Source organism: Deltaproteobacteria bacterium, assembly GCA_029210625.1.
Classification (GTDB): domain Bacteria; phylum Myxococcota; class Myxococcia; order SLRQ01; family SLRQ01; genus JARGFU01.
Window position 1 is genome coordinate 62009 of record JARGFU010000004.1, and the last position, 25373, is coordinate 87381.

A 25373-nucleotide genomic window follows, 5' to 3' on the forward strand; every position below is an offset into this window, starting at 1 on the left:
AGGAACCAGATGATGAAGCGACTCTCTGCTGTCACCGGTGTGCTCTTCGCTGCCCTGCTCGTCACGGGCTGCCCCGAGAAGAAGGCCGACACCCCCACGACCGACACCCCCGCGGACACCGCGGACACGCCGAAGGCTCCGGAGCTGAAGGCCGGACCCGGCGTCGACCTCGAGAAGAAGGTCGTGCGCATCGGCACCCTCGACGACCTCTCGGGGCCGGGCGCCGCCATCGGCAAGCCCTACGCGCAGGGCAAGCGCCTGCTGGCCGCCCGGATCAACGCCGGCGGCTCGGGCCTCCTGCCCGAGGGCTGGACGGTCGAGCTGGTCGAGCGGGACCACGGCTACAACCCGACCAACGCCATCAAGGCCTACAAGGAGATCCGCGAGGAGATCCTCTTCCTCGGCACGACCTTCGGGACGCCGAACACCCTGCCCCTGATGCCGCACCTCGAGGCGGACAAGCTCGTGGCCTTCCCGGCCTCGCTCTCCTCGAAGCTCGCGGAGAACAAGCACACCCCGCCCATCGGCACCCCCTACAAGCTCGAGGCCGAGCGGGCCATGGACTGGGCCGTGGAGCAGGCTGGCGGCGCCGACAAGGTGAAGGCGGGCATCGTCTACCAGCAGGACGACTACGGCGCGGACGGCCTGGCCGGCTGGGAGGCCTCCGCCGCCCGCCACGGGGTCGAGATCGTCTCCAAGCAGGCCATCGCCCCGGGGCAGAAGGACTTCGCCGCGACGATCACCGGCCTGAAGGACGCGGGCGCCACCCACGTGCTGCTCACCACCCTGCCCTCGGCCACCGGCCCGGTGCTCGGCACCGCCGCGCAGCTCAAGTACATGCCGATCTGGATCGGCAACACCCCGAGCTGGGTCGACATCTTCTTCGAGGACAAGCCCCTGCCCAACGCGGTGATGGTGAACTTCCACTGGGTCATCGGCCTGCCCTTCTGGGGTGAGCCCTCCGGCGGGATGACGACCTTCCTCGAGGCCTTCGAGAAGCACGGCGGCGAGAACAAGCGCCAGGACTTCTACACCCTGGTCAGCTACCTGCAGGGGCTGGTCCAGATCGAGGCCCTGAACCGCGCCATCGCGGCCGGCGACGTCACCCGGGAGGGCTACCTCGCCGCCCTGGGCACCATCGAGGACTTCTCGGGCGACGGCCTGACCCGCCCGATGAACATGAAGAACTTCCCCTACCGGACCTCGGATCTCTCGCGGGTGCTCAAGCCCGACTTCGAGAAGAAGAGCTGGACGGTCGTCTCCGACTTCGCGGCGCCCGGCGCGGCGGCGCCCGCGGCGCCCGCCGACGAAGAGCCGGCCGACGAGGCCCCGGCGGAGTAGGAGAGCTGCTCACGATCTCCAACCTGGAGGTCGTCTACCACCGCGTCGTCCTGGTGCTTCGAGGCGTCAGCCTCGAGGTGCCGGACGGGCAGTGCGTGGCGCTCCTCGGCCCGAACGGCGCCGGCAAGACCACCTTGCTGCGCGCCGTCACGGGGCTGCTGCCCATCCACGACGGGGCGGTCACCAAGGGCTCCGTCCGCTGGCAGGGCCAGGAGATCGCCGGCTGGTCCTCGGAGCGGATCGTCGGCTCCGGCATCGCCCAGGTGATGGAGGGGCGGCGGGTCTTCGCCGACCTCTCGGTGGAGGACAACCTCCTCTCGGGCGCCTACGGCCGCAAGCGGCGCGCCGAGGTGCGGCAGGATCTCGAGGCGCTCTACGAGCGCTTCCCGGTCCTGCGTGAGCGCCGCCGGCAGCAGGCCGGCTACCTCTCCGGCGGCGAGCAGCAGATGGTGGCCATCGGGCGGGCGCGGATCTCGCGGCCCCGCCTGCTCCTCCTCGACGAGCCCTCCCTGGGCCTCGCCCCGAAGATCGTCGCCGACGTGGCGCGCCTGGTCCGGGAGATCGTCGCCGAGGGCGTCAGCGTGCTGCTGGTGGAGCAGAACGCCGCGCTCGCCCTCGAGCTCGCGGGCCAGGGCTACATCCTGGAGAACGGCCGGGTGGTCCACGAGGGCAGCAGCGAGCGCCTGCGCGCCGACAAGGACGTGCAGGAGTTCTACCTCGGGCTCGGAGAGGAGGCCGGCTCCTACCGCGACGTGAAGCTCTACCGCCGGCGGCGCAGGTGGCTCTCGTGAGCGCGCCCCTCCTCGAGGTGAAGGAGGTCGGCCTCTCCTTCGCGGGGGTGCGCGCCCTGGACGGCGTCTCGCTCTCCGTGGAGGAGGGGGAGCTCGCCGCGGTGATCGGCCCCAACGGCGCCGGCAAGACCTCGCTCTTCAACTGCATCAGCGGCTTCTACCGGCCGCAACAGGGCAGCCTCTCCCTCGCGGGCCGCGACCTGCGGGGAATGAAGCCCCACCACGTCGCCCGGCTGGGCGTCAGCCGGATGTTCCAGAACCTGGCCCTCTTCGAGTACCTCACCGTCCTCGAGAACCTGCTGCTCGGCCGCCACATCCACTTCGGCTCCTCCTGGTGGCAGGACCTCCTCTTCCTGGGCCGCACCCGCAAGGAGGAGGTCGCCCACCGCGAGAAGGTCGAGGAGGTCATCGACTTCCTCGACCTCGAGCGCTTCCGCCTCTCCCCGGTGGGCATGCTCCCCTACGGCGTGCTCAAGCGGGTCGAGCTGGGCCGGGCGCTCTGCATGGCCCCCCGCCTCCTGCTCCTCGACGAGCCGGCGGCGGGCCTGAACCAGGAGGAGACCGAGGACATGGCCCGCTACCTCCTGGACATCAAGGAGGAGCTGGGCACGACCCTGGTGCTCATCGAGCACGACCTTCGCTTCGTCTTCGATCTGGCCGACCACATCACCGTCCTCGACTTCGGCCGCGGGATCGCCCACGGCAAGCCCGAGGAGGTGCGCGAGGACCAGGCCGTGATCGACGCCTACATCGGGGGGGAGGTCGCGTGAGCCTCCGCCTCCCCGAGGCGAGCGCCGAGCGGCTCGATCGCTCCCTGCCCGGCCGCCTCGCCGCGCAGGTGCGCGCCCACCCCGACGCGGTCGCCCTGCGGGAGAAGCGCCTGGGCATCTGGCGCGAGCGCAGCTGGAAGGACTACTGGGACGGCGTGCGGGCGGTGGCCCACGGGCTGGCGGACCTCGGGGTGAAGCCGGGCGACCACGTGGCGATCCTCTCGGACAACCGCGTCGAGTGGGTCCTCACCGACCTCGCCGTCCAGGGCCTGGGCGCCCGCAGCGTGGGGGTCTACCAGACCGACCCGGCCGACGCGGTGGCCTACGTCCTCTCCCACAGCGAGACGGTGCTCATCGTCTGCGAGGATCAGGAGCAGGTCGACAAGGTCGTCGAGGTGCGGGGGCAGACCCCGACGGTGAAGCACGTGGTGGTCCTCGAGCCCCAGGGCACCCGCCGCTACGAGGACGAGCGGCTGATCGCCTGGGACGCGCTCCTCGAGCGGGGGGAGCGCCTGCGCGAGGCCGAGCCGGACTTCTTCGCCCGGCAGGTCGCCGCCCTCGAGCCGGAGACCCCCTCGATGGTGGTCTACACCTCGGGAACCACCGGGCGGCCCAAGGGGGCGCTGCTCTCCTCGGCGAACGTCTGCGCGGTGGCCGACGCCGCCCAGGCCTGCTTCGGCCTGAAGACGGGCGAGACGATGCTCTCCTACCTGCCCCTCTGCCACGTCGCCGAGAAGATCTTCACCCTCTTCTTGCCCCTGAAGACGGGCGGCGTCGTCCACTTCGGTGAGTCGATCGACACGGTGACCTCGGACCTGCGCGAGGTCTCGCCCACGGTCTTCCTGGGGGTGCCGCGGATCTGGGAGAAGATGGCCGCCGCCATCGAGATCAAGATCCGGGACACGACCTTCCTGAAGCGGACCCTCTTCAACTTCTTCGCCGCGCGCGGGCGCCGGATCGCCGCCCGGCGCCGGGAGGGCGCCCTCACCCTCCTCGACCGCCTGGTCTGGTTCGTCGGCGACCTGATGGTCTACCGCCCCCTGCAGGAGCGGCTGGGCCTGCGCCGCTGCAGCTACCCGATCAGCGGGGCCGCGCCGATCTCCGACACGCTCCTCGGCTGGTACCACGGGCTGGGCGTCGCCATCCTCGAGGGCTACGGCCAGACCGAGGACTCGGGGGTCACCCACGTGAACCCCCCCGGCCGCGCCCGCCTGGGCACCGTCGGGCCGCCCCTGCCCGGGGTCGAGGTGAAGCTGGCCGGGGACGGCGAGCTCTGCGTGCGCGGCCCGACCGTCTTTTTGGGCTACCTCCACAACGAGGAGGCGACGCGCGAGGCCATCGACGCCGAGGGCTGGCTGCACACCGGCGACGTCGCCACCGAGGACGCCGCGGGCTTCCACGCCATCACCGGGCGCATCAAGGAGATCATCGTCACCAGCGGCGGCAAGAACCTCTCCCCCGAGCGGATCGAGAACGCCCTGAAGGTGAGCCCCTACATCAAGGAGGCGATCGCCATCGGTGACGGACGGAAGTTCGTCAGCGCCCTGGTGCAGATCGAGCTCGACGCGGTGGGCGACTGGGCCACCCGCCAGCGGATCGCCTACACCTCCTTCGAGGACCTCACCCGCAAGAGCGAGGTGATCGCCCTGGTGCAGGAGGAGATCGACCGGGCCAACGAGCTGCTGGCCCGGGTGGAGAGCGTGCGCGCCTTCCGCCTCCTGCCGGCGCCCCTCAACCAGGACGAGGGGGAGATCACCGCCACCCAGAAGGTGAAGCGCCGGGTGATCCACGAGCGCTACGCGCCGCTCATCGAGTCCATGTACGGCGGAGGTGCCGGGTGACGACCTTCGTGCAGCTCCTCTCCTCGGGCCTGGCCCTCGGCGCCATCTACGCCCTGATCGCCCTGGGCTTCGTGATCATCTACCGGGGCTCGGAGGTCTTCAACTTCGCCCACGGCGAGCTGCTCACCATCGGCGCCTTCTTCATGGTGAGCCTCACCGGCCTCGGCGTCCCCTGGGGGCTCGCCCTGCTGGTGGCCATGGCCGGCACCGGGCTGCTCGCCGCCACCCTCGAGCGCCTCCTCCTGCGCCGCTTCGTGGGCCGGCCGGTCTACGTCTCGATCATCCTCACGATCATCATCGGCCACGTGCTGCGCGCGGCGATGCTCCTGATCTGGGGCGGCGACCAGCGCGGGATGCCCGTGCCCTGGGAGACGACGGCCACCTTCGAGATCGGCGGCGCCCAGATCCTCTACAACGGCCTCGCCGCGGTGGTCTTCGGCGCGGTGGCGATGGGGGTCTTCGTCTACGTGCTGCGCTACACCCGCCTGGGTCTGGGGATGCGGGCCAGCGCCGCGGACCAGGAGGCCGCCCTGGCGGTGGGCATCCCGGTGGGCCGGGTGCTGATGCTCACCTGGTTCATCGCCGGCGCCTGCGCGGCCCTCGCCGGGATCTTCCTGGGCACCTTCCCGCGGGCGGTGGAGGTGAACCTCTCCTTCGTCGCCCTCCGGGCCTTCCCGGCGATCATCGTCGGCGGCCTCGACTCGGTGGGCGGCACGGTGATCGCCGGCCTGGGGCTGGGCATCCTCGAGGTCATGGCCCAGGGCTACGTGAACCCGCTCCTGGGGAACTTCGGGCAGAACCTCCACGAGGTCTTCCCCTACGTGATCATGATCCTCTTCCTCGTGGTGCGACCCTACGGCCTCTTCGGCCGCAAGGACGTGGAGCGCGTCTGATGCCGACGAAGAAGCTCTCCACCCGCTACGAGCACGACCTGAAGCTCCTGCCCGACCTCTGGCACAAGGTCGGCCTCCTCCTGGCCCTCGCCTTCCTGCTGCCCTTCCCGCTCCTGGCCTCGGGCTACTGGCTGGGGGTCGCGAACTTCGCCCTGATCACCATCGTCGGCGCGGTGGGGCTGATGATCCTCACCGGCTTCACCGGGCAGATCTCCCTGGGGCACGCCGCCTTCCTGGGGCTGGGCGCCTACACGGCGGCGCTGCTGGGGCAGGCGGGCCTGCCCTTCTGGCTGGTGCTGCCGGCGGCCGGGCTGGTCGCGGCGGTGGTGGGCCTGGCGGTCGGCCCCTTCGCCCTGCGCCTGAAGGGCCTCTACCTGGCCATCGTCACCATCGGCCTGCTGCTCCTGGTGAACCACTGCCTGATCTCCTTCCCGGAGCTGACCGGCGGAGTCGGCGGCATCGCCGTGCCCACCCACGCCTGGTTCGGCGAGCCGAACGCGGTGATCACGGAGTTCCAGAAGGCGGTCGAGCTCGGCTCGCTGCGCCTGACCTTCGAGAAGAAGCTCTACTACCTCTTCGCCCTCGTCGCCCTGCTCTCCATCCTCGCCGGCAAGAACCTCCACCGCTCCAACAGCGGCCGGGCCCTGATGGCGGTGCGGGATCACGACCTGGCCGCCGCCGCCCTCGGCGTGAACCCGGCCCGGGCGAAGATCACCGCCTTCGGGATCTCCTCCTTCTTCGGCGGGGTGGCCGGCGCGATGTTCGCCTTCCAGCAGCAGTTCATCACGGTGGACCCGCCCTTCGGCTTCCTGATGTCCATCGAGTACGTGGCCATCGTGGTGGTGGGCGGCACCGGCACCATCTTCGGCGCGGTCGCCGGCGCCATCTTCTTCGTGGTGGTCGCGCCGCTCACCGAGCTGGTCGGTCCGCTGATCCCCTACTTCTCCGAGCTCACCAACCACCAGCAGGCGACCTTCCTCTTCGCGGTGGTGGTCAGCGCCTTCCTGCTCTTCGAGCCGTTGGGGCTCCTCGGCATCTGGCTGCGGGTGAAGCGCTACTTCGCCCTCTGGCCCTTCCGCTACTGATCGCGGCGCCACGATCGCGGCGCTTCTCGGGATCGCGGTAGAGTCCGGGCTGGCCGAGGGAAGAACAGGGGTGGGCGATGCAACGGTGGCTATTCGGCGGGCTGATCTTCGTGAGCAGCCTCTTGCTGGTCGGTTCGATGGTCGGGGTACTGGCGGGAGCCTGGGCCTGGATCGAGGTGGAGCGAGCCAAGAAAGAGGTGCAGAGCGGCTGGACCCTGAAGCCGGTGGTGGTCACCAGCCTGGACGTGCCGGCCGAGACGATCCTGGACTTCGCCCACATCCAGCAGCGCCGGGTACCCGAGGGCATGATCACGCCCTCGGTGGTGCTCCCGGAGTCGGTGAACCACGTGGTGCAGCAGGTGATCTTCGAGGACCGCCCCGCGGGCAGCATTCTGCGCTGGACCTCCTTCGACCTGGATCCGAAGGAGGGCTATTGCGGCGATCTCCTCTCGGGTCGTGAGCGGCCGCCCTTCACCGGCAGAGGCCCCTGTGACGAGGGTGAGGTCCGCGCGGGCCGCATCGAGGACGGCGTGGCCCACCTCGAGTGCCGGGGGGCCGACGGCGAGGTCGGCCGGAAGGCGAGCTGGCAGGTGGGATCATGAGCCGCAACCCGAACCTGCGCTTCTACCTGCTCTGCGGCGGGCTGGGCGCGCTCGTGGCCGTGGTCGGCATCCCGGCGGTCACCTGGCTGGCGGTCCAGACCCCCGTCCAAGAGGTCAAGGAGGGCTGGGATCTGGTCCCGGTCGTGACCATCAAGGACGAGCTCCCCTCCGGCGCGACCCTCGCCGCGGAGAACCTCGTGCTGCGCCGCTATCCCTCCCAGTTCGTCACCAGCGAGATGGTCCCGGACGAGGCGATCTCCTGGATCCTGGGCACCCGCACCCTGGTACCGCTCTCGAAGGACGAGCCCCTCTCCTTCTTCCAGCTCGAGCTCCTCGCCGATCCGGCGCGGTGTGAGCTCGCCCAGAAGCACTTCGGCAACTACTTCGATCACAACCCGCCCCCGGCGCTGGCGGCCGACACGGCCTGCCCGCAGGGGACCACCAAGGACAGCCGGAAGATGGAGGGTCGTGGCCTCGCCCCGGGCTGGGTGATGGGATGCGTGACCGAGGACAGCAGACCTGAGGGCCCCTTCCTCCTCTGGTCGGGAAGAGGAGAGCTCATGCTGATGGCGACCTACGCCGCCGGCAAGCTCGACGGCCGCCTCGAGTCCTTCCGGGAGGGTCATCCGGACCTTCAGGCGGAGTTCCGCGAAGGTCTCCCCCACGGCACCTGGCACGACCTGGGGCCCGAGGGTGTGATCGAATGCATGGGGCGATTCGAGAAGGGCCTGCGCTCGGGTCAGTGGGTGATGGCTCGCGACGCCTCCCGGGAGGTCGGCCACTGGCGAGACGGCCGCCCGGACGGCGAGTGGAGCTGGTTCGATCCATCAGGCAAGAGCCTCGGCACCGCGACCTTCGAGCGAGGTCGGGTGCGCGATCCCTCCACGGGGACCAGCCAGGGGCTCTGCTACGAGCAGGCCCTCTCCCGGGGAGCGACCGTGACCTCAGACCACCTCGGCCCCTGCACCGTGCCCGCCCTGGCGCTGAAGCACGACTGGGTCGGCCCGGACTCGAAGCGCTACGTGATCGATCAGGCGATCCGCGTCTCGGTCCCGGTCGGCGCGCCTGTCCTCTGGGAGGACTTCGAGACGGTCCTCGACGGCCACCTCCCCGCGGCGGAGTAGATCACCCGTCCCGCACCGCCCATGCTCCGTAGCCGACGACCTCGGCGCGGAGGCGGCCTTGCGTGTCGCCGGAGTTGCGTAGGTCGAGGCGCTCGAGGGTGAGGGGGCGGCGGCGGGCGAGGGCGACGAGGCCGCCGAGGCCGACTCTTCCGCAGGCCCGGCCGGGCTCGAGGGCCTTGCCGTCGAGGGCCTCGAGGAGGAGCGCGGTCTCCTCGTCGATCCTCACGGCCTCCTCGTAGGGGAGGAAGTGGGAGAGGTCCGAGCTGATGAGCACGAGGGTGTCCTCGTCGTCCCAGACGGCCTCGAAGAGGTCGGCGACGGCCTCGGGGGCGGCCTCCCCGCCGACCACCGGGAGGAGGGTCGCCTCCGGCAGGATCCGCCGCAGGAAGGGCAGCTGCACCTCCAGGCTGTGCTCCCGGGCGTGGGGGCGCTCGTCCTGCACGCAGAGGCCCGCGGCGAGGAGGCGCTCGCGCAGCTCGATGTCCACCGGGATCGAGCCCAGCGGGGTGTCGAAGGCGTCCGCGCCGCTCACCGCCAGCCCCCGCAAGGCCACCCGGTGGGAGGGGCCGATGAGGAGGACCCGCCCGGGCAGCTGCCCGCTGCGGCGAAGGTGGGCGTAGGCGCTCGCGGCGATGGGGCCCGAGAAGACGAGCCCGGCGTGGGGCACGACGTAGGCCCGCACCGGGCCGGGGGGGCCGGAGGTCACCCTGGCCCCCGCGAGGAGGTCGTCGACCATCCCCGCGAGGAGGGCGGGATCGGCGGGGTAGAACGTCCCCGCGACGGCTGGCGCCCGGAGGTTCATGTGCCTATGGAGACAGTAGCACGGCCACCGTGGAATCCTGCTAATCTCACGTTTCCGGATCATTCCTGGGGGGTAGTCGCCTGAAGGATCAGACCATCCTGGTCGTCGATGACGACCCGAACATCCGGCAGATGCTCCACGACATACTCGGGTCGGAGTACCGGGTGATCGTCGCCTCGGACGGCGAGGAGGGGCTCGAGCGCCTGGCGAAGGACGCGCACGAGATCGCCGTGGTGATCGCCGACCAGATGATGCCCGGCCTCACGGGCGTCCAGATGCTCCGGAAGATCGCCGACGAGCACCCGGAGATCGTGCGGATCCTGGTGACCGCCTCCGATCGCCTGGCCGACGCCCGCGACGCCATCAACGTGGCGCGGGTGGACCGCTTCCTCTCCAAGCCGGTCCGGATGATCGAGCTGCGCGCCATCGTCTCCGGCGCCCTGCGCGAGCGCCGCCTGCTGCAGGAGAACCGGGCGCTGGTCCAGGACCTCGAGGAGAAGAACCGGATGCTCCACGACGCCCTGGAGGCCGTGCGCTTCCACGAGCACAACCTCACCCAGAAGCTCGAGGAGCGCACGCGCGAGCTGAAGGGGGCGATGAAGGAGCTGGCGGCCCTGGCCGTCCGCGACGGCCTCACCGGCCTCTACAACCACCGCTTCTTCCAGGAGTCCTTCACCGCCGAGGTCGCCCGGGCCCGCCGCCACGACCGGAGCGTCTCCCTCCTCTTCATCGACGTCGACAACTTCAAGAACTACAACGACAGCGCGGGTCACCCCGCCGGTGACGAGCTCCTGCGCACCCTGGCCAAGATCATCGCCACCACCAGCCGCCGGGAGGACTTCTCGGCCCGGGGCGGCCGGGAGCTCGGCGCCGAGGCCGATCCGGCCAGCGAGCGTCGCCTCGAGGGCCCCGGCGGGCGGGAGTCCGACATCGTCGCCCGCTACGGCGGCGAGGAGTTCGTGGTGATGCTGCCGGAGACCCCCAAGGCCGGCGCCCAGGTCCGGGCCGAGCGTCTGCGCTCCTACGTCGAGGCCCACCCCTTCTCGCAGCGAGAGCGGCAGCCCGGGGGGCGGGTCACCATCAGCGTGGGCGTGGCCACCTTCCCCGAGGACGGCGGCAGCCGCGAGCAGATCCTCGAGGCCGCCGACAAGGCGCTGCTCAAGGCGAAGCAGACCGGCAAGAACCGGGTCGTCGTCGCGTAGCGCGGCGGCTTCGCCGCCGCTGGCTGCGAGCTACGAGCCGTGAGCAAGATGGCTCGCGGATCTGAAGCGGAAGTCCATGGCCTCCGTTTCAGATCCCGGGACCCGGTTGCTCGAAGCTCATAGCTCGTAGCTCACAGCCCTCAGCGTCGCGCCTGGTACACCGGCGCGACCTGATCCGCATCTCGCAGCGACTCGACGATCAGCCGCGTCATCAGATCGTTGAGGCGCTCGGTCTGGGCGCGCCCGCCGGTGGCCTCGAGGTGCCGCTCGCCCACGCCGCTGTCGTCGGTGAGGTAGACGTAGCTGCCGCCGGTGATCACCGCGAAGTGCCGCAGCAGGAACTCGGTGTCCTTGTCCACGCCGCTGCCGGCCACCGGGAAGATCCGGATCCCCTTCGCCGCCGCGTCGGCGAGCGAGCGCTGGAGAGAGCGCACCTCGGCGGCCCCGCCCCGGGGCGGCGCGTCCAGCACCAGGAAGAGGAGCCGGCCCCGCGCCGAGGCGCTCCAGCGGTGCTCCTCGAGGGCGTCCGCGAGGGCCAGCTCGACCGCCTCGGGGTAGTCCCCGCCGCCCTCGGCGCGCTGCTCCAGGAGCGAGGCGGTGGCCTGCGCGAGGCTGCGGGTGAAGGGGAAGGAGCGCAGCACGTAGGCGTCTCCCCGGTCCCGGTAGAAGTTCACCGAGAGGCGCATGTCGACCTGCTGCATCAGCTGGTGGTCCGCCCGGGCGATGACGTTCTCGAGCTCGCTCTGCAGGTAGGAGAGCTCGTCGCTCATCGAGCCGGTGGTGTCCATCACCAGCATCACGTCGCCCACCGCCGCCGGCGCCTGGTCCTCGAGGGGGAGGACGAGGCGCAGGGCGTCGCCGGCCCGCACGGCGCGGGAGACGGCCCGGCCGCCCCCCCGGGCGATCACCCGCAGCCCCTCGAGGGCGCGGCCCGCGCTCCGGCGGCGCTCGAGGTCCGGGTAGAGGAAGGCCCGGCCGCGGTTGTCGGTGCGCGCCCGGAAGAGCACCTCGCCCTCGCGCTCGAGGACCACCGGCACATCGGCGACCGGCCGGCCCCCGGCGTCCTCGAGGGTCAGGGCGATCCGCTCCTGGGTGGAGAGCTGCCAGGCCCGCGCCACCCGGGCGAAGGGGCCGGCGCTCCCCTGCGCCTCGCCGACGAGGTCGAGCCACTGCCCGAAGCTCTCGGCGTCGCACCACTCCTTGGCGGTGAGGGTGCCGGCCCAGGGCCGGTCGGCGATCTCCCGGCGGGAGCGGGTCTCGCCCCGGGCGGGCCGCCAGTCGTAGCGCTCGCCTCCGAAGGAGCGGACGCGGACGCTCGGGGCGCCGTCGGACTCGGAGAAGTCGGCCAGGCTCTTGTGGCCCTCGAGGCCGAAGCCCTCGCGCGGCGCGCGCTCCTCGCTGCCGGCCAGGGCGTCGGCGGAGGCGGAGAGGGCCGCGCGAGCCGGGTCGCCGCCGGTGCTCGTGAGGGCGAGCAGGGCCAGGAGGGCGGGGAGAGCGAGGACGAGGGCGAGCTTGATTCGGCGCATGGGGATCTCCTTCTTCACTCCCGCAAGCGCCCGGGCGGCCTCCTTGGTTCAAACCCGCGGCCTTATTTTCGCCCCACCCCTCCAAGGGCCTGAAATCCGGGCTCTTTTTCTCTCTCCCCGGGTGCCCGGGGCGATGACTTCGAGGCCCGATCGGGTTAACCCTGAAGGTAGATGCTGAACGATCACAGCGTGGGTGTGGTGATTCCCTGCCGGGAGTCCTGGCCGGCGGTGCGCCTGCTGATCCAGGACCTGCCCGCCTTCGTGGACCGGGTCATCGTGGTGGACGACGCCAGCCAGGACGGCTCGGCCGCCCACCTGCGGCGGGCCCACGATCCGCGCACCCGCGCCGGCGCCCGCCTCACCCTCCTCCTCCACCCGGAGCCCCGGGGGCTGGGCGCGGCGGTGGTCACCGGCTACCGCGCCCTCCTGGCCGCCGGCACCGAGCTGGTGGTGGTGGCCTGGCCCGGGGACGCCCTCGACCCCGGCGAGATCGAGGCCCTCCTCACCCCGCTCATCGAGCGGCGGGCGGACCTGGTCAGCGGCAGCCGCCTCGGCGAGGGCGCTCCCCGCCTCGGGCGCCTGCGAGGCCTCGTCACCGCCCGGCTCCTGGGCTGGGCCATCGGCTCGGGCGGGATCGCCGACGCGGCCTGCGCCCACCACGCCGTGACCTCGGTGACCCTGCGCCGCCTCGCCCTCTCCGAGCTCGCCCGGGGAGAGGCCTTCCCCCTCGACCTGATCTCCCACGCCCGGCGCGAGGGGCTGGTCACGGAGGTGGCCGCCCTGCGTCCCTTCCACCGGCGCCGCCACCACCTGCCGCCGGAGAGCGTCTGGATCATCGGCCGGGCGGCGCTGCGGAGGCTGCGCCTGCGGCGGCACCCGCGGGTTCTGGCGGCGAACGCCCGGGCCCGGGCCCGGGTCGCGGCGGCCCGCCCGGTGGGGTCGGAGACCCGCCGGCAGCTCCCCGATCCGACCTGAGCCGGGGCGCGGAGCCGGGGCGGCTGGCCCCCGGCGCCGATCGGTGCTTGGTTGCGCCCCCCATGAGCAAGCACGCACTCGAAGAGGAGCTCGAAGTCGCCCGCCGCCTGATCCTCGAGGCCGGCGAGCGGATCATGAGTCACTACGGTCAGGTCGACGTCGAGCACAAGGCGGGCGACGAGCCGGTGACCGCCGCCGACCGCGAGGCGAACGCCCTCCTGGTCGAGGGTCTCTCCCGGGCCTTCCCGGAGGACGGGATCCTGGCCGAGGAGAGCCGCCCGAGCGCCGACTGGCACGAGAAGAGGCGGATCTGGTGCATCGATCCGGTGGACGGCACCAAGGAGTTCATCGCCCAGAACGGTGAGTTCGCGGCGATGGTCGGCCTGGTCGTCGAGGGCCGCGCCGCCCTGGGCCTGGTGCTGATGCCCGCCCGGGGCCTGCTCTACTACGGCGGCCCCGACCTCCCCACGGTCGAGGAGAAGCTCGAGACCGGCGAGCGCCGGGAGCTGAAGGTCAGCGATCGCGCGGACTTCTCGGAGATGGGCGTGGCGATCTCCCGCAGCCATCGCTCCGAGCGGGTCGGGGGGATGGTAGAGCGGCTCGGCGTCACGCGCGAGGTGCGCAGCGGCAGCGTGGGCGTGAAGCTGGCCATGGTCGGCAACGGCGAGGTGGACCTCTACCTCCACCCCTCCGGCGGCACCAAGCGCTGGGACGCCTGCGGTCCCGACGCCATCCTGGCCGGCGCCGGCGGCGTGCTCACCGACTTCCACGGGCGCCCCATCGACTACGTCTCCGGCGAGGTGCACAACGACTCGGGGCTGCTGGCCAGCAACGGGACGCGGCACGCCGAGATCGTCGAGCTGCTCGCGGATCTGACGGAAGAAGCCGGGCTCTGATCGGGCTACGAGCTTCGAGCTTCGAGCAACCTGGTTCACGGAAGTGAAAGGGCCTGCTCGTTCACGCCTGTCGTCCTGGTTGCTCGCAGCTCGTAGCTGATAGCTTCCCCCTCGTGGGGAAGAAGAAGCACGAAGGTTTCAACTCACCCTTCGCGGACCTCTCGAAGCGCCTGAAAGAGGACGAGGAGCCGGCGAAGGCCGAGCCAGTCCCCCCTCCCCCACCGGCGCCGAGCGCAAGCGAGCCCGAGGACGACGCCGCCCTCTTCGAGCAGTGGGTCGGCGAGGTGAGGCCCCTCGAGGGGAGGGAGCGCCAGCTGCGCGCCCGGCCGGAGCCGAAGCTCGCCGAGGCCCTGCAGGACGCCGAGGACGCCGAGGCCCTCGCCGTGCTCTCGGACCTGGTCGGCGGTCGGGGCGAGTTCGACCTCTCGGACACCGAGGAGTGGGTCGAGGGCCTGGCCCCCGGCATCGACCGCAAGCTCCTGCGGCGCCTCAAGCGCGGTGACTTCTCGGTGCAGGGGCACCTCGATCTGCACGGCCTGGTCCGCGAGGCGGCCCAGGTGGAGGTCCGCCGCTTCATCCGGGACTCCCGGGGGCAGGGGAAGCGCTGCGTGCTGATCATCCCCGGCCGGGGCAAGGGCTCACCGGACGGCGAGCCGGTGCTCAAGAAGGCGCTGGTGCGCTGGCTCTCCCGCGGAGAGCTCGGCCGCCAGGTCCTCGCCTTCTGCACCGCCCGCCCGGGGGACGGCGGCGCGGGCGCCCTCTACGTGCTGCTGCGCCGCTGAGGCGCTAGGGCGCCGCGCACTCGAGCTCGGCCTCGACCTCGTCGTCGGCCCGGCTCGCCTGCACCAGCTTCTGGCCCGGATCGAGGGTGAGCTTCAGCTTCTTCTTGCCGGCCACCTTCGCCCCGGGGATCTTGGTGGTCACCGAGGTGCCCGGCACCAGGAGCGCCTTGGCCGGATCGAGCTCCGCCAGGGAGACGGGCTGCAGGAAGCCCTTGGGGAAGGGGATCGCCAGCGTCACCCGGCCATCCCAGGCGTCGGAGGGGAGCCGCGCCGGGCCGGTGGAGGCGATCGTCACCACGACCTCGCAGGCCTCGTCGAGGTGCACCTTCGAGAGGCCGAGGTTGGGGAGGCGGGCCTGCGCGACGGTCTCGATGTTCTGGCGGCCGTTGGGCTTCTTGTTCGACTTCCAGGTGACGCCGCCGTCCTCGGAGCGCAGGACGAGGCCCTTCTCACCGGTGATCACGAAGCCCTGCTCGCCGAAGGGCGTGGCCGCGAAGAGGCGGGCGGTGCTGCCCGAGGCGACGGCGCTCCAGGTCTCGCCGCCGTTCTCCGAGCGGTAGATGGAGCCCTTCCAGCCCACGGCCAGCACGTTGCCCAGGCCGTCGACGGCGACCCCCTCGAAGGGGAGCTTCGAGCCGGTCTCGGCGCCCTTCCAGGTCGTGCCGCCGTCGGCGCTGGAGACCACCGTCCCGCCGACGCCCGCGGCCACGAAGTGGCCCTTGGCGTAGGTCAGATCGTTGAGCTGATGGCGGGTCGCCGGATCGGGCAGGGTGAAGCTCTCGGCGTCGTCGCTGGAGGAGGCCACCTGCCCGCGGGTGCCCACGGCGACCCAGGTGCCCTGACCGTCGGTGGCCACGCCATAGAGCTCGGCGTCGCTCTCGACCGGGACCCGGGTCCAGGTGAGGCCCAGGTCGTCCGAGCGCAGGATGACCGCCTGCGCGCCCACGGCGACCATCCGGTCGGAGACCTCGTCGAAGGCGATCGCGGTGAGGGACTCGGTGACGCCCGAGGAGACCTTCTTCCAGGTCTTGCCGTAGTTCACGGAGCGGAGGATGACGCCCTTCGCGCCCACGGCCACGAAGGCCCCGCGGTTGTCCGAGGTCACGCCGTTCAGGTAGGTCGAGACCCCCGAGGGCACCCGCCGCCAGACCTTGCCGTCGTCCTGCGAGACGTAGAAGGCGCCCTCCCGGCCGGTCGAGACCAGCTTGGCCGCCGCCAGGGCGGCGGTCTCGGCGGCGAAGAAGGCGCAGAGGAGCGCGAGGGTGCGGATGGTCGTCTTCATGGTCGTCCCCCTTGGAAAAGGATCTTCCGGTCGCGCGTTCCTAACATGGACGCGGCGCGCGGTCCGCTATTCGTCCGGCGTCCGCGGCGCGGTGGGCAGGCTCGCGGCGCAGCGGGCAACCTTCCAGCCCAGATCGAGGCTCTCGTAGAGCTCGCGGGCCTCGGCTCGCATCGCCTTCACCCGCTCCTCCCGCCCGGGCCCGGCGGCCAGGAAGTCGGCGTGGGCGCAGAGGGCGTCGGCCAGCTCGTGCCGCTCGCCGGTGCGGCGCAGGAGGGCGATGCCCTCGTGGAAGCGCTCGTCGACCAGGGTCGAGCTCCCGGCGGCGCCCATGAGGAGCGCCTGCGCCCGGGCCTCGTCGACGATGGCGCGGGCCACGTAGACCTTCATCCCCATCGCCGCCGAGAGCTCCCGGGCGGCCAGGGCGAAGACCAGCGCCCCCTGCCCCTTGCCGCGGGCCAGCGCGATCTCGGCCAGCCCCCCGATGGCCTCGGCGATCATGCTCTGGGCGCCGAGGGCGTCGCCGATCTCCCGGGCCTTGGTGAAGGCGTCCTCCGCCTCGTTGAGGCGGCCCAGCGCGCAGAGGGTGGGGCCCAGGTTGCAGAGGGTGTTGCCCTCGTTGTGCCGCTTCTTCTGCTCGCGGGCCATCTGTAGGGAGAGCTCGAAGGCGGCGATCGCCTCGTCGAAGCGGCCGAGGAGGTGGTAGTTGATGCCGATGTTGCTCTGGGTGGTTCCCACCCGGGCGCCGATCCCCGCCTCCTCGTACTTCTTCGCCGCGGCCGAGTAGAGCTCGATGGCCTTCTCGTAGTGGCCCGAGGAGCCATAGTAGATGCCCAGGATGTTCAGGGCCCGGGCCTCGACCTCGGGATCGTCGAGGGACTCGGCGGCCTCGGCGGCGGCCTCGGCGTGCTCCCGGCAGGGCTCGGGCTCGCCCTTGAGGTAGGCGAGGTAGGAGAGGCCGGCGTGGGCCCGCGCGCCGGTGGGTGAGGGCGGCGGATCGGGATCGGTCTCGAGGCTGGACTCGTAGTCGCTCCAGGCCTCGTCGAGGCGGCCGAGGTTGGTGGCCGCCGTCGCCCGCTGGAGGTGGAGGGCCGCCGTCATCCGCAGGTCGCGTCCCTGGAGGCGGGAGAGGGCCCGGGAGAAGTGATCGTAGGCGGCCTCGGAGGCCTCGAGCTTGAGGCTGTCCTCTCCGGCGACCCGGTACCAGCGGGCGGAGGCCATGGCCGCGCCGCCGAGGTCGTGGTGCCGGGCGATGGTCTCGGGGGGCACCGGCTGCCCGGCGGTGCGCTCGTCCTCCAGCCGCCGGGCGGCCGCGAGGTGCACGCCCCGCCGCACCCGCTTGGGCAGAGTGGAGTAGGAGACCTCGCGCATGAGGTCGTGGACGAAGAGGAGCTCGTGATCTCCCTCGCGGCGCAAGATCTCGCGCTGCACGAGGGCCTCGATGCCCGGGGCGAGGCTCTCCTCGCCGGCCAGCCCGAGCTGATCCACCACCGCCTCGGAGGCGGCCAGGGCCTCCAGGGTGCCCCGGCGGAAGCGGCGGCCGAGCACCGCGCCGAGGCGGGCCAGGCCCGCGGCCTCGGGACCGGCGGCATCGAGGCGGCTCTGGATCAGGCCCTCGACCGTGGCCGGGACCCCCTCCAGGGCCGAGAGGCCCTGACCGCTCCCGGCGGCCCAGCGCCAGCCCGAGCCCCGCGGCTCGATCACGCCGCGGTCGGCCAGCCCCTTGACCAGCTCGACGGCGAAGTAGGGCACGCCGCCGGAGCGAGAGGCCAGGGAGAGGATCGCCTCGGCCGGGACCCCGACGACGGAGGAGAGGAGGTGGGTGACCAGGTCCCGGATGTCGTCCGTGCCCAGGGGCTCGAGCTTCACCCGGTGGGCGCCGACCACCGGCAGGGGCGAGTCGCGGTTCACCTTGCGGGAGGTGCCGACCAGGAAGAAGGGGCGGCCGGAGGCTTCCTCCACCAGGCCGGTCAGCGCGGTGAGGGAGTCGGTGTCGGCCCACTGCAGATCGTCGAGGGCCAGGACCACCGGGCCCTGCGTGGTGCGCTCGACGAGCCAGCTCGCCAGCAGCCGGCGCTGCTCGGCGAGGTCGCCCTCCTCGGCGTGGCCCTGGAAGGCCTTCAGGAGCGAGTCGTCGATCTCCGGCGCGCTCCCCAGCAGCCCGGCCACCAGCTCGTAGGGGGTGGTCCGGGTCTCGGGGGTGGCGCGGGCCCGCAGGAGCAGGGCGAAGTGCTCGCGCTGTCCGTCGAGGAAGGCCTGCATCAGGCGGGACTTGCCGCTGCCCGGATCCCCCTCGATCACGATCGCCCGGGGGCTCTCCTCCTGGCGGCAGGTCGTGAAGGCGGCGTTCACCGCGGCGAGCTCGGCGCGCCGGGAGACCAGCTCGGTGCGCTGGCCCAGGACCTCGGTGGCGACCTCGGTCTCCATCGGCGGGCGGGTCTCGACCAGGAAGGGGGTGACCAGCTCCTGCCGGCCGCGCAGCTTCACCGCCGGGAGGCGGCGGCCGGAGAAGCGGCCCTCGAGGTAGCGCCAGGTCTCCGAGGAGATGAGCACGCCCCCCGGAGGGCAGGCGGACTCGAGCCGCGCCGCGATGTTCACGGTGTCGCCGTAGACCGAGGTCTCGCGCTCGCCCTCCCGGCCGACCTGCGCCACCGCCACCCGGCCGGTGTTGATGCCGATGCGCAGCTCGACCCGCGGGATCTTCTCCGCGACCAGGGCCGTGTTCAGCTCGACCAGCCGGTTCTGGATCTCGAGGGCGGCGCGGACGGCGTTCTCCGGGTCGCGCTCGGTGGCCACCGGCACGCCGAAGAGGGCCAGGACCGCGTCGCCCATGTGCTTCTCGACCCGCCCGCCGCAGGCGTCGATGGCGTCGTCGGTGATCAGGAAGAGCCGGCGCACGACGTCGTGGACGTCATCGGGCTCGAGGGTCTCGGCCAGGGTCGTGTAGCCCTTCACGTCGGCGAAGAGCACCGTCACCGTCCGCAGCTCACCGCCCGCGGGGCGGCGCGCCTGGCGCATCACCGGCGTGCCGCACTCGTCGCAGAACTTCGCCTCGCTGCGGAGCTCACGGTGACAACGTGAGCAGCTGATCGTGTCCCCCACGAGCTCGACCGCTCTCGTCTAGAAGTGCGCCTGGACGCCGGCGTGGATGTCGAGGCGGCCGTTGGGCGCCTGAGACTTCTGACTTCTGCTGTCGTTCACGTCGCCGGTGATCCAGTAGGTGTAGTCGACGCCCAGCACGAAGTAGGTGTTCCGCACCAGCTTCTGGCGGTAGCCGACGCCCGCGAGCACGCCGGCGTCGAATTGCGGCAGGAAGACGATGGGCACGCCCGCCCGGACGTAGATCTGGGGGATGGGGTAGTAGCGCAGCCCCGGCGTGAGCCCCAGTTGGTCAATCCCGGCATCGGGCGAGAACTGGAAGCGCAGGTCCAGGTCGAGGTCGAGGGAGAGGTTGTTCACCATGAAGTAGCCGAAGCCGACGTTCCCCCGTCCGCCGATCGGCGTCCCCCCGGTGTTGGTGCCCCCGAGGTTGATCGTCCGGTTGATGTCGACCGCGGCGTTCCCGCGGACCACGAAGCGGCCCTTCTTCACCGAGTCCTCCTCGGAGACCTCTTCGGCGTGAGCGGGCGCGGCGGCCAGGACGGCCAGGGTGGCGGCCAGCAGGAAGGCCAGGTGCTTGATGTGGGTCATTCTTTCCCCCTCCTTTTCGTGACGCTTACGGGAGCGGCGCTCCCCGGGATATACCCCGAGCGAGTCTCACGGCAAGCCGATATCCAAACTCACCGCAGGGAAGCGAACGATGCACGAGATCCTCCTCGACGCCCCGGGCAAGAACGCCATCTCGACCGCAGTCCTGGAGGGTCTCGAGCAGCAGCTCGAGCAGGCCGCCGGTGAACCGGTTCTGTTGACCGGCGCCGGGGACGCCTTCAGCGCGGGCCTCAACCTGGTCGAGGTCGCCGGCTTCGACCCTTCCGGCCTCGACGGCTTCCTCTCCCTCCTCGACCGGGTCTGCGCGAAGCTCTTCGACTATCCGGGCGTCACCGTGGCCTGGGTGAACGGCCACGCCATCGCCGGCGGCTCGGTGCTCGCCCTCTGCTGCGACCACCGGGTGGGCACCGAGAACCCGAAGGTGAAGCTGGGCCTGAACGAGACCGCCCTGGGGGTGACCTTCCCGCCGCTGATCCAGCGGATCTGCGAGCACCGCCTCGGTCCCCGCCTGGCCCCGGAGGTGATGCTGGGCGCCGGGCTCTTCGGCCCCGAGAAGGCCATCGAGCTGGGCATCCTCCATCGCCTGGGCACCCGCGAGGACGCCGAGGCCGAGGTGGCGCGCCGCGCCGGTCACCCCGCCGGCGCCTACGCCGCCACCAAGGCGATCCTGCAGCGGGGGGTCACCGGGATGTCCGATGGGGACCTGGCGAAGGCCCGGGCCGACTCGATGACGCTCTGGACCGGCGACGACTTCCGGGCCCGGATCGAGGCCGCCCTGGGGCGCTAGCCGGCGCCTTGACACCCGGCCCCCTCCCCCGTACTCGATCAACCGACGAAAGGGGGTGGTAGCGACCGTTCTCATCGATTTCCAGACCGCCTTCCCGGTGGGAGTGCTGCTCGTGCTCTTCGCCCGGCGGCAGATCGAGTCGGAGCAGGTCGCTGGCTTCACCCGCTACGTGCGCGCCGGGGCGATCTTCGGCCTGATCTACGGCCTGGCCGTGGGCTACTGGTGCTTCGCCTACCCCGACTGGATGTGGGGCTACGCGGTGGACGCCGCGGCCTGGCCCACCCTCTGGTGGTACCCGGGCTTCGTCCTCGCGCTCGGCATCGTCGGCGGCGCGGGCTCGTGGATGGCTCAGGCCCTGATCGCCCGCGGTCGCTTCTGGTGGGCGCTGGGCGTCGGGCTCTTCGGCGCCTGGCTCCTGATCTCGGTCTGGGCCATGACCTTCGACGAGTACATGAACCTGTCGACCTACGCCGACTGGCACGCCATCCCCCGCGGCCCGACGATGCCGACCAACGAGGCCAGCGACTGGGCGATCGGCTCGGTGGTGGTGACGATCGCCATGCTCCTCTACGCGATCCCGACCATGGCGGGCTTCTTCCTGGAGGGGCGGCGCCTGCCGCGCCACTAGATGCGCACCGTCAACCCGGCCACCGGTGAGCCCGGCCCCGAGCTCGCCGCCTCCACCCCCCAGCAGGTGAGCGAGGCGATCGCCCGGGCCCGGAGCGCGCAGGGCGCCTGGGCCGCCCGGCCGATCGCCGAGCGCATCGCGCTGCTGAAGAAGGTCCGGCAGGCCTTCCTCGAGCAGGCGGAGGCCCTCGTCGAGGTGCTGGGTGAAGAGACCGGCCGCCCGGCGGGCGAGTCCTGGCTCTCGGAGGTGGTCCCCAACGGCGATCTCTTCGACTGGTGGCTCTCCGCCGGCGCCCGCCACCTGCGGCGCGAGCGGGTCTCGCTCAACCCGATCAACTTCCCGAAGAAGGTCGCCTTCATCGAGCACCTCCCCCGGGGCGTGGTCACCCTGATCACCCCCTGGAACCTCCCAGTGGCGATCCCCCTGCGCACCCTGGTGCCGGCGCTGCTGGCCGGGAACGCGGTGGTCTTCAAGCCCAGCGAGCACGCCCCCCGCTGCGGGGCCTTCCTGGCCCGGCTCTTCACCGAGGTCCTCGGCGAGGGCCTGGTCGAGTGCGTGCAGGGCGAGGGCGACACCGGCGCGGCGCTGGTCGAGGGCGAGGTGGACCTCGTCGTCTTCACCGGCTCGGTGAAGACCGGCAAGGTGGTCTCGGCGGCCTGCGCGACGCGCCTCGTCCCCTGCTCCCTGGAGCTGGGCGGCAACGACGCCGCCATCGTGCTGGCCGACGCGCAGCTCGAGCGGGCGGCCGAGGGCATCGCCTGGGGCGCCTGCTTCAACGCCGGCCAGAACTGCGCCGCCGTCGAGCGGGTCTACGTCGAGCGCGCGATCGCCGAGGACTTCCTGGCCAAGCTCCAGGCGGTCTTCGAGCGCCTGCGCCCCCGCGACGACGTGGGGCCCCTGACCACGGACTTCCAGCTCGAGACCGTCGAGCGCCACCTCGGCGAGGCCCGGGAGAAGGGCGCGATCGTTCGCTGCGGCGGCGCCCGCCCCGAGGGGCCCGGCCGCTACCACCTCCCCACCCTGGTGGTGGTCGAGAGCGACGACCTCTCCCTGATGCGCGAGGAGACCTTCGGCCCGGTGCTGGCGGTGCGGATCGTCGACACGGCCGAGGAGGCCGTCCGGCTGGCCGACGACTCACCCTACGGGCTGACCGCCAGCATCTGGACCGCGGACGTCTACCGGGGCTGGGCGCTGGGCAAGGATCTGCAGGTCGGGGTGCTGACGGTGAACAACCACTCCTTCACCGGCGGCGTCCCCTCGCTGCCCTGGAGTGGCCCCAAGGAGACCGGGGGCGGCATCACCAACAGCCACCTGGCGCTGGAGAAGCTCACCCGCCCCCGCACCGTGCTCCTCGATCGCAGCAAGGCCGCGCGCGAGCTGTGGTGGTATCCCTACAACGACACCCTGGTCGAGATCGCCGTGGCCCTGCGTGACGGCGCCCTCGGGAAGCTGGGATCGATGCTGAAGCTGCCGGGCCTCCTGGGCAAGCGCTTCCGCTAGTCGAAGATGCGCGAGTCCGAGCTGCACCGGGAGCTCTCCATCAGCGCCCGGGTGCTCGAGGCCTCCCTGGCGCTCGGGCAGGCCGTCTCCACCGAGCTGCAGATGGAGTCCCTCTGCGACCTGGTGGTCGAGCACCTGCAGGAGGTCTTCCAGGCGGTGAGCGTGGCCCTCCTCTTCCTCGACGAGGAGAGCGGCGAGCTGCACGAGAAGCGGGTCCGCGGACCCCGCCGCGACTGGCGGGCCCTGGTGGAGGGGAAGGCCGAGGAGATGGCCTTCCACTCCCAGCGCCTGGTCGCCGAGAGCAAGGTGAAGGGCGTGGTGGTGCTCACCTGGAGCCCCGAGAGCGGCCGCCCCACCGCGGAGGACACCCGGATGGTCGAGGTCCTCGGCGCCCAGGTGGCGGCGGCCATCGACAACGCCTGGCTCTACGGGCGGATCCACCAGCTCAACGAGAGCCTGGAGGAGAAGGTCCGGGAGCGGACCCACGAGCTCGAGCAGGCCCAGCTCCAGCTGGTGCAGTCCGAGAAGATGGCCTCCCTCGGCCAGCTCACCGCCGGCATCGCCCACGAGATCAACAACCCCCTGGCCTACGTGATCAACAACGTGGCCCTGGCGAAGGAGCGCGCCGCCCTCCTCGAGCGCTACGGAGAGATCCTGCGCACCCAGCTCGAGCTGGCCCGCACGCGCGACCCCGCCGACCGCCTCGCGCGGGTCAAGGCGCTCGCCTACCCTCTGCAAGAGGACCGGCGCTGGCGCGAGGACGTCACCGCCTTTCGCTCGGAGCTCGAGGCGCTGGAGGCGAGCGATCCGGCGGCCGCGGCGGCGCTGGGCGAGGAGTTCCTCCAGTACCTGCGGCTCTGCCACGAGGAGTCCGCCGGCGTGGGCAAGGAGAGGAAGGGCGTGGTGGGCCTCCTGGAGCGCGGCCACCAGGGCCTCGAGCGGGTCAAGCAGATCGTCCTCGACCTGCGCAGCTTCTCCCGCCTCGACGAGGCCCAGTACCAGGAGGTCGAGCTCGACAGCTCCATCGCCGGCACCCTCTCGATCGTCGAGCACCTGGCCAAGGACCGGCAGGTGCGGCTGGTGCAGGAGCGGGGCCTCGGCGGGCCCTACGCCTGCTTCCCGGCCAAGCTCAACCAGGTGGTGCTCAACCTGGTGACCAACGCCCTGCAGGCCACGCCCCCCGGGGGCACGGTGACCGTGCGCACCTCGGACGCCGGCGAGGGGCCCCTCATCGAGGTGCAGGACACGGGCAAGGGCATCCCCCCCGAGGCCCTCACCAAGATCTTCGACCCCTTCTTCACCACCAAGCCCGTGGGTCAGGGGACCGGCCTCGGGCTCTCCATCAGCTACAAGATCATCGAGGAGCACGGCGGGACCATTCGCGTGACGAGCAAGATCGGCGAAGGTACCCGCTTCTCGGTCCAGCTGCCGGCCCGGGCCGGCGCTTCGGCAGAACAGAGGTGAGCATGCCCGCGTACATCCCCTTCCGCGCCAAGGTCGTGGAGCCCATCCGCCTGCTGCCCCGTGAGGAGCGCAGCCAGAAGATCGAGGCCGCGGGCCTCAACCTCTTCAACCTCAAGGCCGAGGACGTCTACGTCGACCTGCTCACCGACAGCGGCACCGGCGCCATCAGCGCGGCGCAGCTCTCGGCGATGATGCTCGGCGACGAGTCCTACGCCGGCTCGCGCTCCTTCCTGAAGATGCAGGAGAGCTTCACCGAGCTGACCGGCGTGCCCTACCTCATCCCCTCGCACCAGGGGCGGGGCGCCGAGAAGGTGCTCAACTCGGTGCTGATCCAGAAGAACGCGATCGTGCCGGGCAACTCGCACTTCGACACCACCAAGGCCCACATCGAGTTCGCCGGCGGCCGCTGCGTCGACTGCACCATCGCCGCGAGCAAGGACAGCCAGGCGCAGCACCCCTTCAAGGGAAACCTCGACCTCTCCCTGCTCGAGCAGACGATCGAGAAGTACGGCGCGCGCCACGTCGCCTACGTGCTGATCACCGTCACCTGCAACTCGGGCGGCGGCCAGCCGGTCTCGATGGAGAACATCCGGGCGGTGAGCGAGCTGGCCCACGGCAGGTCGATCCCGGTCTTCTTCGACGCCGCGCGCTTCGCCGAGAACGCCTACTTCATCAAGGAGCGGGAGGAGGGCTACGCCGACAAGAGCGTCAAGGCGATCGTCGCGGAGATGTTCTCCCACGTCGACGGCTGCACCATGAGCTCGAAGAAGGACGCCATCGTGCCGATGGGCGGCCTCATCGGCGTCCGCGACCAGGGCCTCTACGAGCGCCTGAAGACCCCGACCATCCTCTTCGAGGGCTTCTTCACCTACGGCGGCATGAGCGGCCTGGCCATGGAGGGCCTCGCCCAGGGCCTGCGCGAGGTGGTCGAGGAGGACTACCTCGCCCACCGCATCGGGCAGGTGCGGCAGCTGGGGCAGTGGCTGGTCGAGGCGGGCATCCCCATCGTCGAGCCGGTGGGCGGCCACGCGGTCTTCATCGACGGCCGCCTCCTCTTCCCGCAGGTGCCCGAGGATCAGTTCCCGGCGCAGCTGCTCTGCGTCGAGATGTACCGCGAGGGCGGCGTGCGGCCGGTCGAGGTCGGCTCGAACCTGATCGGCCGGGATCCCGACACGGGCGAGAACATCCGGCCGGCGCTGGATCTCTGCCGCCTGGCGATCCCGCGAAGGGTCTACTTCAAGGAGCACCTCGAGCACGTCGTCGAGACGGCGAAGCGCGTCGCCGAGCTCCACCACGGACGGGACCGGGGCCTGGTCTTCCTCGAGGAGGCCCCCGGCATCCGTCACTTCGCTTCGACCTTCAAGGCACTCTAGGGGC

General features: G+C 71.5%; 22 protein-coding genes. 17 read left to right on the forward strand and 5 right to left on the reverse strand.

The features are described from left to right. The first annotated feature begins 9 nt into the window (after positions 1–9). From P1V51_04960 to P1V51_04995, 8 genes are all read left to right on the forward strand, one after another. A complete protein-coding gene (locus P1V51_04960; protein MDF1562370.1) occupies positions 10–1341 on the forward strand; it encodes an ABC transporter substrate-binding protein in 1332 nt (443 codons plus the stop codon). Between the two features lie 5 nt (positions 1342–1346). Beyond that, complete coding sequence (locus P1V51_04965; GenBank protein MDF1562371.1) at positions 1347–2132, forward strand: ABC transporter ATP-binding protein; 786 nt, start codon at positions 1347–1349, stop codon at positions 2130–2132. Beyond that, positions 2129–2902: an ABC transporter ATP-binding protein gene (locus tag P1V51_04970; protein ID MDF1562372.1), complete on the forward strand. Its 774-nt coding sequence runs from the start codon at positions 2129–2131 to the stop codon at positions 2900–2902. Before P1V51_04965 ends, P1V51_04970 begins: the two co-directional genes overlap by 4 nt. Further along, complete coding sequence (locus tag P1V51_04975; protein ID MDF1562373.1) at positions 2899–4743, forward strand: AMP-binding protein; 1845 nt, start codon at positions 2899–2901, stop codon at positions 4741–4743. The genes P1V51_04970 and P1V51_04975 overlap by 4 nt, the downstream gene beginning before the upstream one ends. Then, positions 4740–5636, forward strand: coding sequence for a branched-chain amino acid ABC transporter permease (locus tag P1V51_04980; GenBank protein MDF1562374.1), 897 nt, complete (start codon positions 4740–4742; stop codon positions 5634–5636). The genes P1V51_04975 and P1V51_04980 overlap by 4 nt, the downstream gene beginning before the upstream one ends. After that, on the forward strand, positions 5636–6721 hold the full coding sequence (locus tag P1V51_04985; GenBank protein MDF1562375.1) for a branched-chain amino acid ABC transporter permease: 1086 nt from the start codon (positions 5636–5638) through the stop codon (positions 6719–6721). The genes P1V51_04980 and P1V51_04985 overlap by 1 nt, the downstream gene beginning before the upstream one ends. A gap of 77 nt (positions 6722–6798) precedes the next feature. Continuing rightward, a complete protein-coding gene (locus P1V51_04990; GenBank protein ID MDF1562376.1) occupies positions 6799–7323 on the forward strand; it encodes a hypothetical protein in 525 nt (174 codons plus the stop codon). Then, positions 7320–8447, forward strand: coding sequence for a hypothetical protein (locus P1V51_04995; protein MDF1562377.1), 1128 nt, complete (start codon positions 7320–7322; stop codon positions 8445–8447). Before P1V51_04990 ends, P1V51_04995 begins: the two co-directional genes overlap by 4 nt. 1 nt (position 8448) lies before the next feature. Here the strand turns inward: P1V51_04995 and amrB are convergent, their stop codons facing one another. Then, on the reverse strand, positions 8449–9249 hold the full coding sequence (amrB, locus tag P1V51_05000; protein MDF1562378.1) for an AmmeMemoRadiSam system protein B: 801 nt from the start codon (positions 9247–9249) through the stop codon (positions 8449–8451). A 98-nt stretch (positions 9250–9347) separates the two neighbouring features. On the opposite strand from amrB, the gene P1V51_05005 reads away from it, so the two are divergent. Continuing rightward, positions 9348–10451 (forward strand): diguanylate cyclase, encoded by a 1104-nt coding sequence (locus P1V51_05005; protein MDF1562379.1) that lies wholly within the window; start codon positions 9348–9350, stop codon positions 10449–10451. Between the two features lie 140 nt (positions 10452–10591). Here the strand turns inward: P1V51_05005 and P1V51_05010 are convergent, their stop codons facing one another. Further along, positions 10592–11977 carry a VWA domain-containing protein gene (locus P1V51_05010; GenBank protein ID MDF1562380.1) on the reverse strand — a complete coding sequence of 462 codons (1386 nt, stop codon included), beginning with the start codon at positions 11975–11977 and terminating at the stop codon, positions 10592–10594. A 171-nt stretch (positions 11978–12148) separates the two neighbouring features. Here P1V51_05010 and P1V51_05015 point away from each other — a divergent pair, with 171 nt between their 5' ends. From P1V51_05015 to P1V51_05025, 3 genes are all read left to right on the forward strand, one after another. Further along, the gene (locus P1V51_05015) at positions 12149–12952 is read left to right on the forward strand and encodes a glycosyltransferase family 2 protein (GenBank protein MDF1562381.1); all 804 of its coding nucleotides are present in this window, start codon (positions 12149–12151) and stop codon (positions 12950–12952) included. A 62-nt stretch (positions 12953–13014) separates the two neighbouring features. Next, entirely contained in the window at positions 13015–13848 is an 834-nt protein-coding gene (locus P1V51_05020; GenBank protein MDF1562382.1) for a 3'(2'),5'-bisphosphate nucleotidase CysQ, read from the forward strand. A 113-nt stretch (positions 13849–13961) separates the two neighbouring features. After that, positions 13962–14630, forward strand: coding sequence for a Smr/MutS family protein (locus tag P1V51_05025; protein MDF1562383.1), 669 nt, complete (start codon positions 13962–13964; stop codon positions 14628–14630). A 4-nt stretch (positions 14631–14634) separates the two neighbouring features. Here P1V51_05025 and P1V51_05030 read toward each other — a convergent pair whose 3' ends face one another. The 3 genes from P1V51_05030 to P1V51_05040 all read right to left on the reverse strand — a co-directional run bounded on the left by P1V51_05030 (position 14635) and on the right by P1V51_05040 (position 19599). Then, positions 14635–15912: a hypothetical protein gene (locus P1V51_05030; protein ID MDF1562384.1), complete on the reverse strand. Its 1278-nt coding sequence runs from the start codon at positions 15910–15912 to the stop codon at positions 14635–14637. 66 nt (positions 15913–15978) lie between these two features. After that, the gene (locus tag P1V51_05035) at positions 15979–19011 is read right to left on the reverse strand and encodes an adenylate/guanylate cyclase domain-containing protein (protein ID MDF1562385.1); all 3033 of its coding nucleotides are present in this window, start codon (positions 19009–19011) and stop codon (positions 15979–15981) included. A gap of 18 nt (positions 19012–19029) precedes the next feature. Then, positions 19030–19599, reverse strand: a complete 570-nt coding sequence (locus P1V51_05040) for a hypothetical protein (protein MDF1562386.1) — start codon at positions 19597–19599, stop codon at positions 19030–19032. Positions 19600–19708: 109 nt separating this feature from the next. Here P1V51_05040 and P1V51_05045 point away from each other — a divergent pair, with 109 nt between their 5' ends. From P1V51_05045 to P1V51_05065, 5 genes are read left to right on the forward strand one after another with little or no spacing between them, the layout of a single operon-like run. Beyond that, positions 19709–20404, forward strand: a complete 696-nt coding sequence (locus tag P1V51_05045) for an enoyl-CoA hydratase/isomerase family protein (protein ID MDF1562387.1) — start codon at positions 19709–19711, stop codon at positions 20402–20404. A gap of 55 nt (positions 20405–20459) precedes the next feature. Next, complete coding sequence (locus P1V51_05050; GenBank protein ID MDF1562388.1) at positions 20460–21032, forward strand: hypothetical protein; 573 nt, start codon at positions 20460–20462, stop codon at positions 21030–21032. After that, positions 21033–22532 carry an aldehyde dehydrogenase family protein gene (locus P1V51_05055; GenBank protein ID MDF1562389.1) on the forward strand — a complete coding sequence of 500 codons (1500 nt, stop codon included), beginning with the start codon at positions 21033–21035 and terminating at the stop codon, positions 22530–22532. A gap of 6 nt (positions 22533–22538) precedes the next feature. Then, a complete protein-coding gene (locus P1V51_05060; GenBank protein ID MDF1562390.1) occupies positions 22539–23996 on the forward strand; it encodes an ATP-binding protein in 1458 nt (485 codons plus the stop codon). Between the two features lie 2 nt (positions 23997–23998). Then, positions 23999–25369, forward strand: a complete 1371-nt coding sequence (locus P1V51_05065; protein MDF1562391.1) for a tryptophanase — start codon at positions 23999–24001, stop codon at positions 25367–25369. Positions 25370–25373 lie beyond the last annotated feature (4 nt).

What these genes read in the sequence shown, in the direction of transcription:
- P1V51_04960 (MDF1562370.1), top strand. Translation starts at nt 10, where the DNA reads ATGATGAAGCGACTCTCTGCTGTCACCGGTGTGCTCTTCGCTGCCCTG.
- P1V51_04985 (MDF1562375.1), top strand. Translation starts at nt 5,636, where the DNA reads ATGCCGACGAAGAAGCTCTCCACCCGCTACGAGCACGACCTGAAGCTC.
- P1V51_04990 (MDF1562376.1), top strand. Translation starts at nt 6,799, where the DNA reads ATGCAACGGTGGCTATTCGGCGGGCTGATCTTCGTGAGCAGCCTCTTG.
- P1V51_04995 (MDF1562377.1), top strand. Translation starts at nt 7,320, where the DNA reads ATGAGCCGCAACCCGAACCTGCGCTTCTACCTGCTCTGCGGCGGGCTG.
- amrB (MDF1562378.1), bottom strand. Translation starts at nt 9,249, where the DNA reads ATGAACCTCCGGGCGCCAGCCGTCGCGGGGACGTTCTACCCCGCCGAT.
- P1V51_05010 (MDF1562380.1), bottom strand. Translation starts at nt 11,977, where the DNA reads ATGCGCCGAATCAAGCTCGCCCTCGTCCTCGCTCTCCCCGCCCTCCTG.
- P1V51_05015 (MDF1562381.1), top strand. Translation starts at nt 12,149, where the DNA reads ATGCTGAACGATCACAGCGTGGGTGTGGTGATTCCCTGCCGGGAGTCC.
- P1V51_05020 (MDF1562382.1), top strand. Translation starts at nt 13,015, where the DNA reads ATGAGCAAGCACGCACTCGAAGAGGAGCTCGAAGTCGCCCGCCGCCTG.
- P1V51_05030 (MDF1562384.1), bottom strand. Translation starts at nt 15,912, where the DNA reads ATGAAGACGACCATCCGCACCCTCGCGCTCCTCTGCGCCTTCTTCGCC.
- P1V51_05040 (MDF1562386.1), bottom strand. Translation starts at nt 19,599, where the DNA reads ATGACCCACATCAAGCACCTGGCCTTCCTGCTGGCCGCCACCCTGGCC.
- P1V51_05045 (MDF1562387.1), top strand. Translation starts at nt 19,709, where the DNA reads ATGCACGAGATCCTCCTCGACGCCCCGGGCAAGAACGCCATCTCGACC.
- P1V51_05055 (MDF1562389.1), top strand. Translation starts at nt 21,033, where the DNA reads ATGCGCACCGTCAACCCGGCCACCGGTGAGCCCGGCCCCGAGCTCGCC.
- P1V51_05060 (MDF1562390.1), top strand. Translation starts at nt 22,539, where the DNA reads ATGCGCGAGTCCGAGCTGCACCGGGAGCTCTCCATCAGCGCCCGGGTG.
- P1V51_05065 (MDF1562391.1), top strand. Translation starts at nt 23,999, where the DNA reads ATGCCCGCGTACATCCCCTTCCGCGCCAAGGTCGTGGAGCCCATCCGC.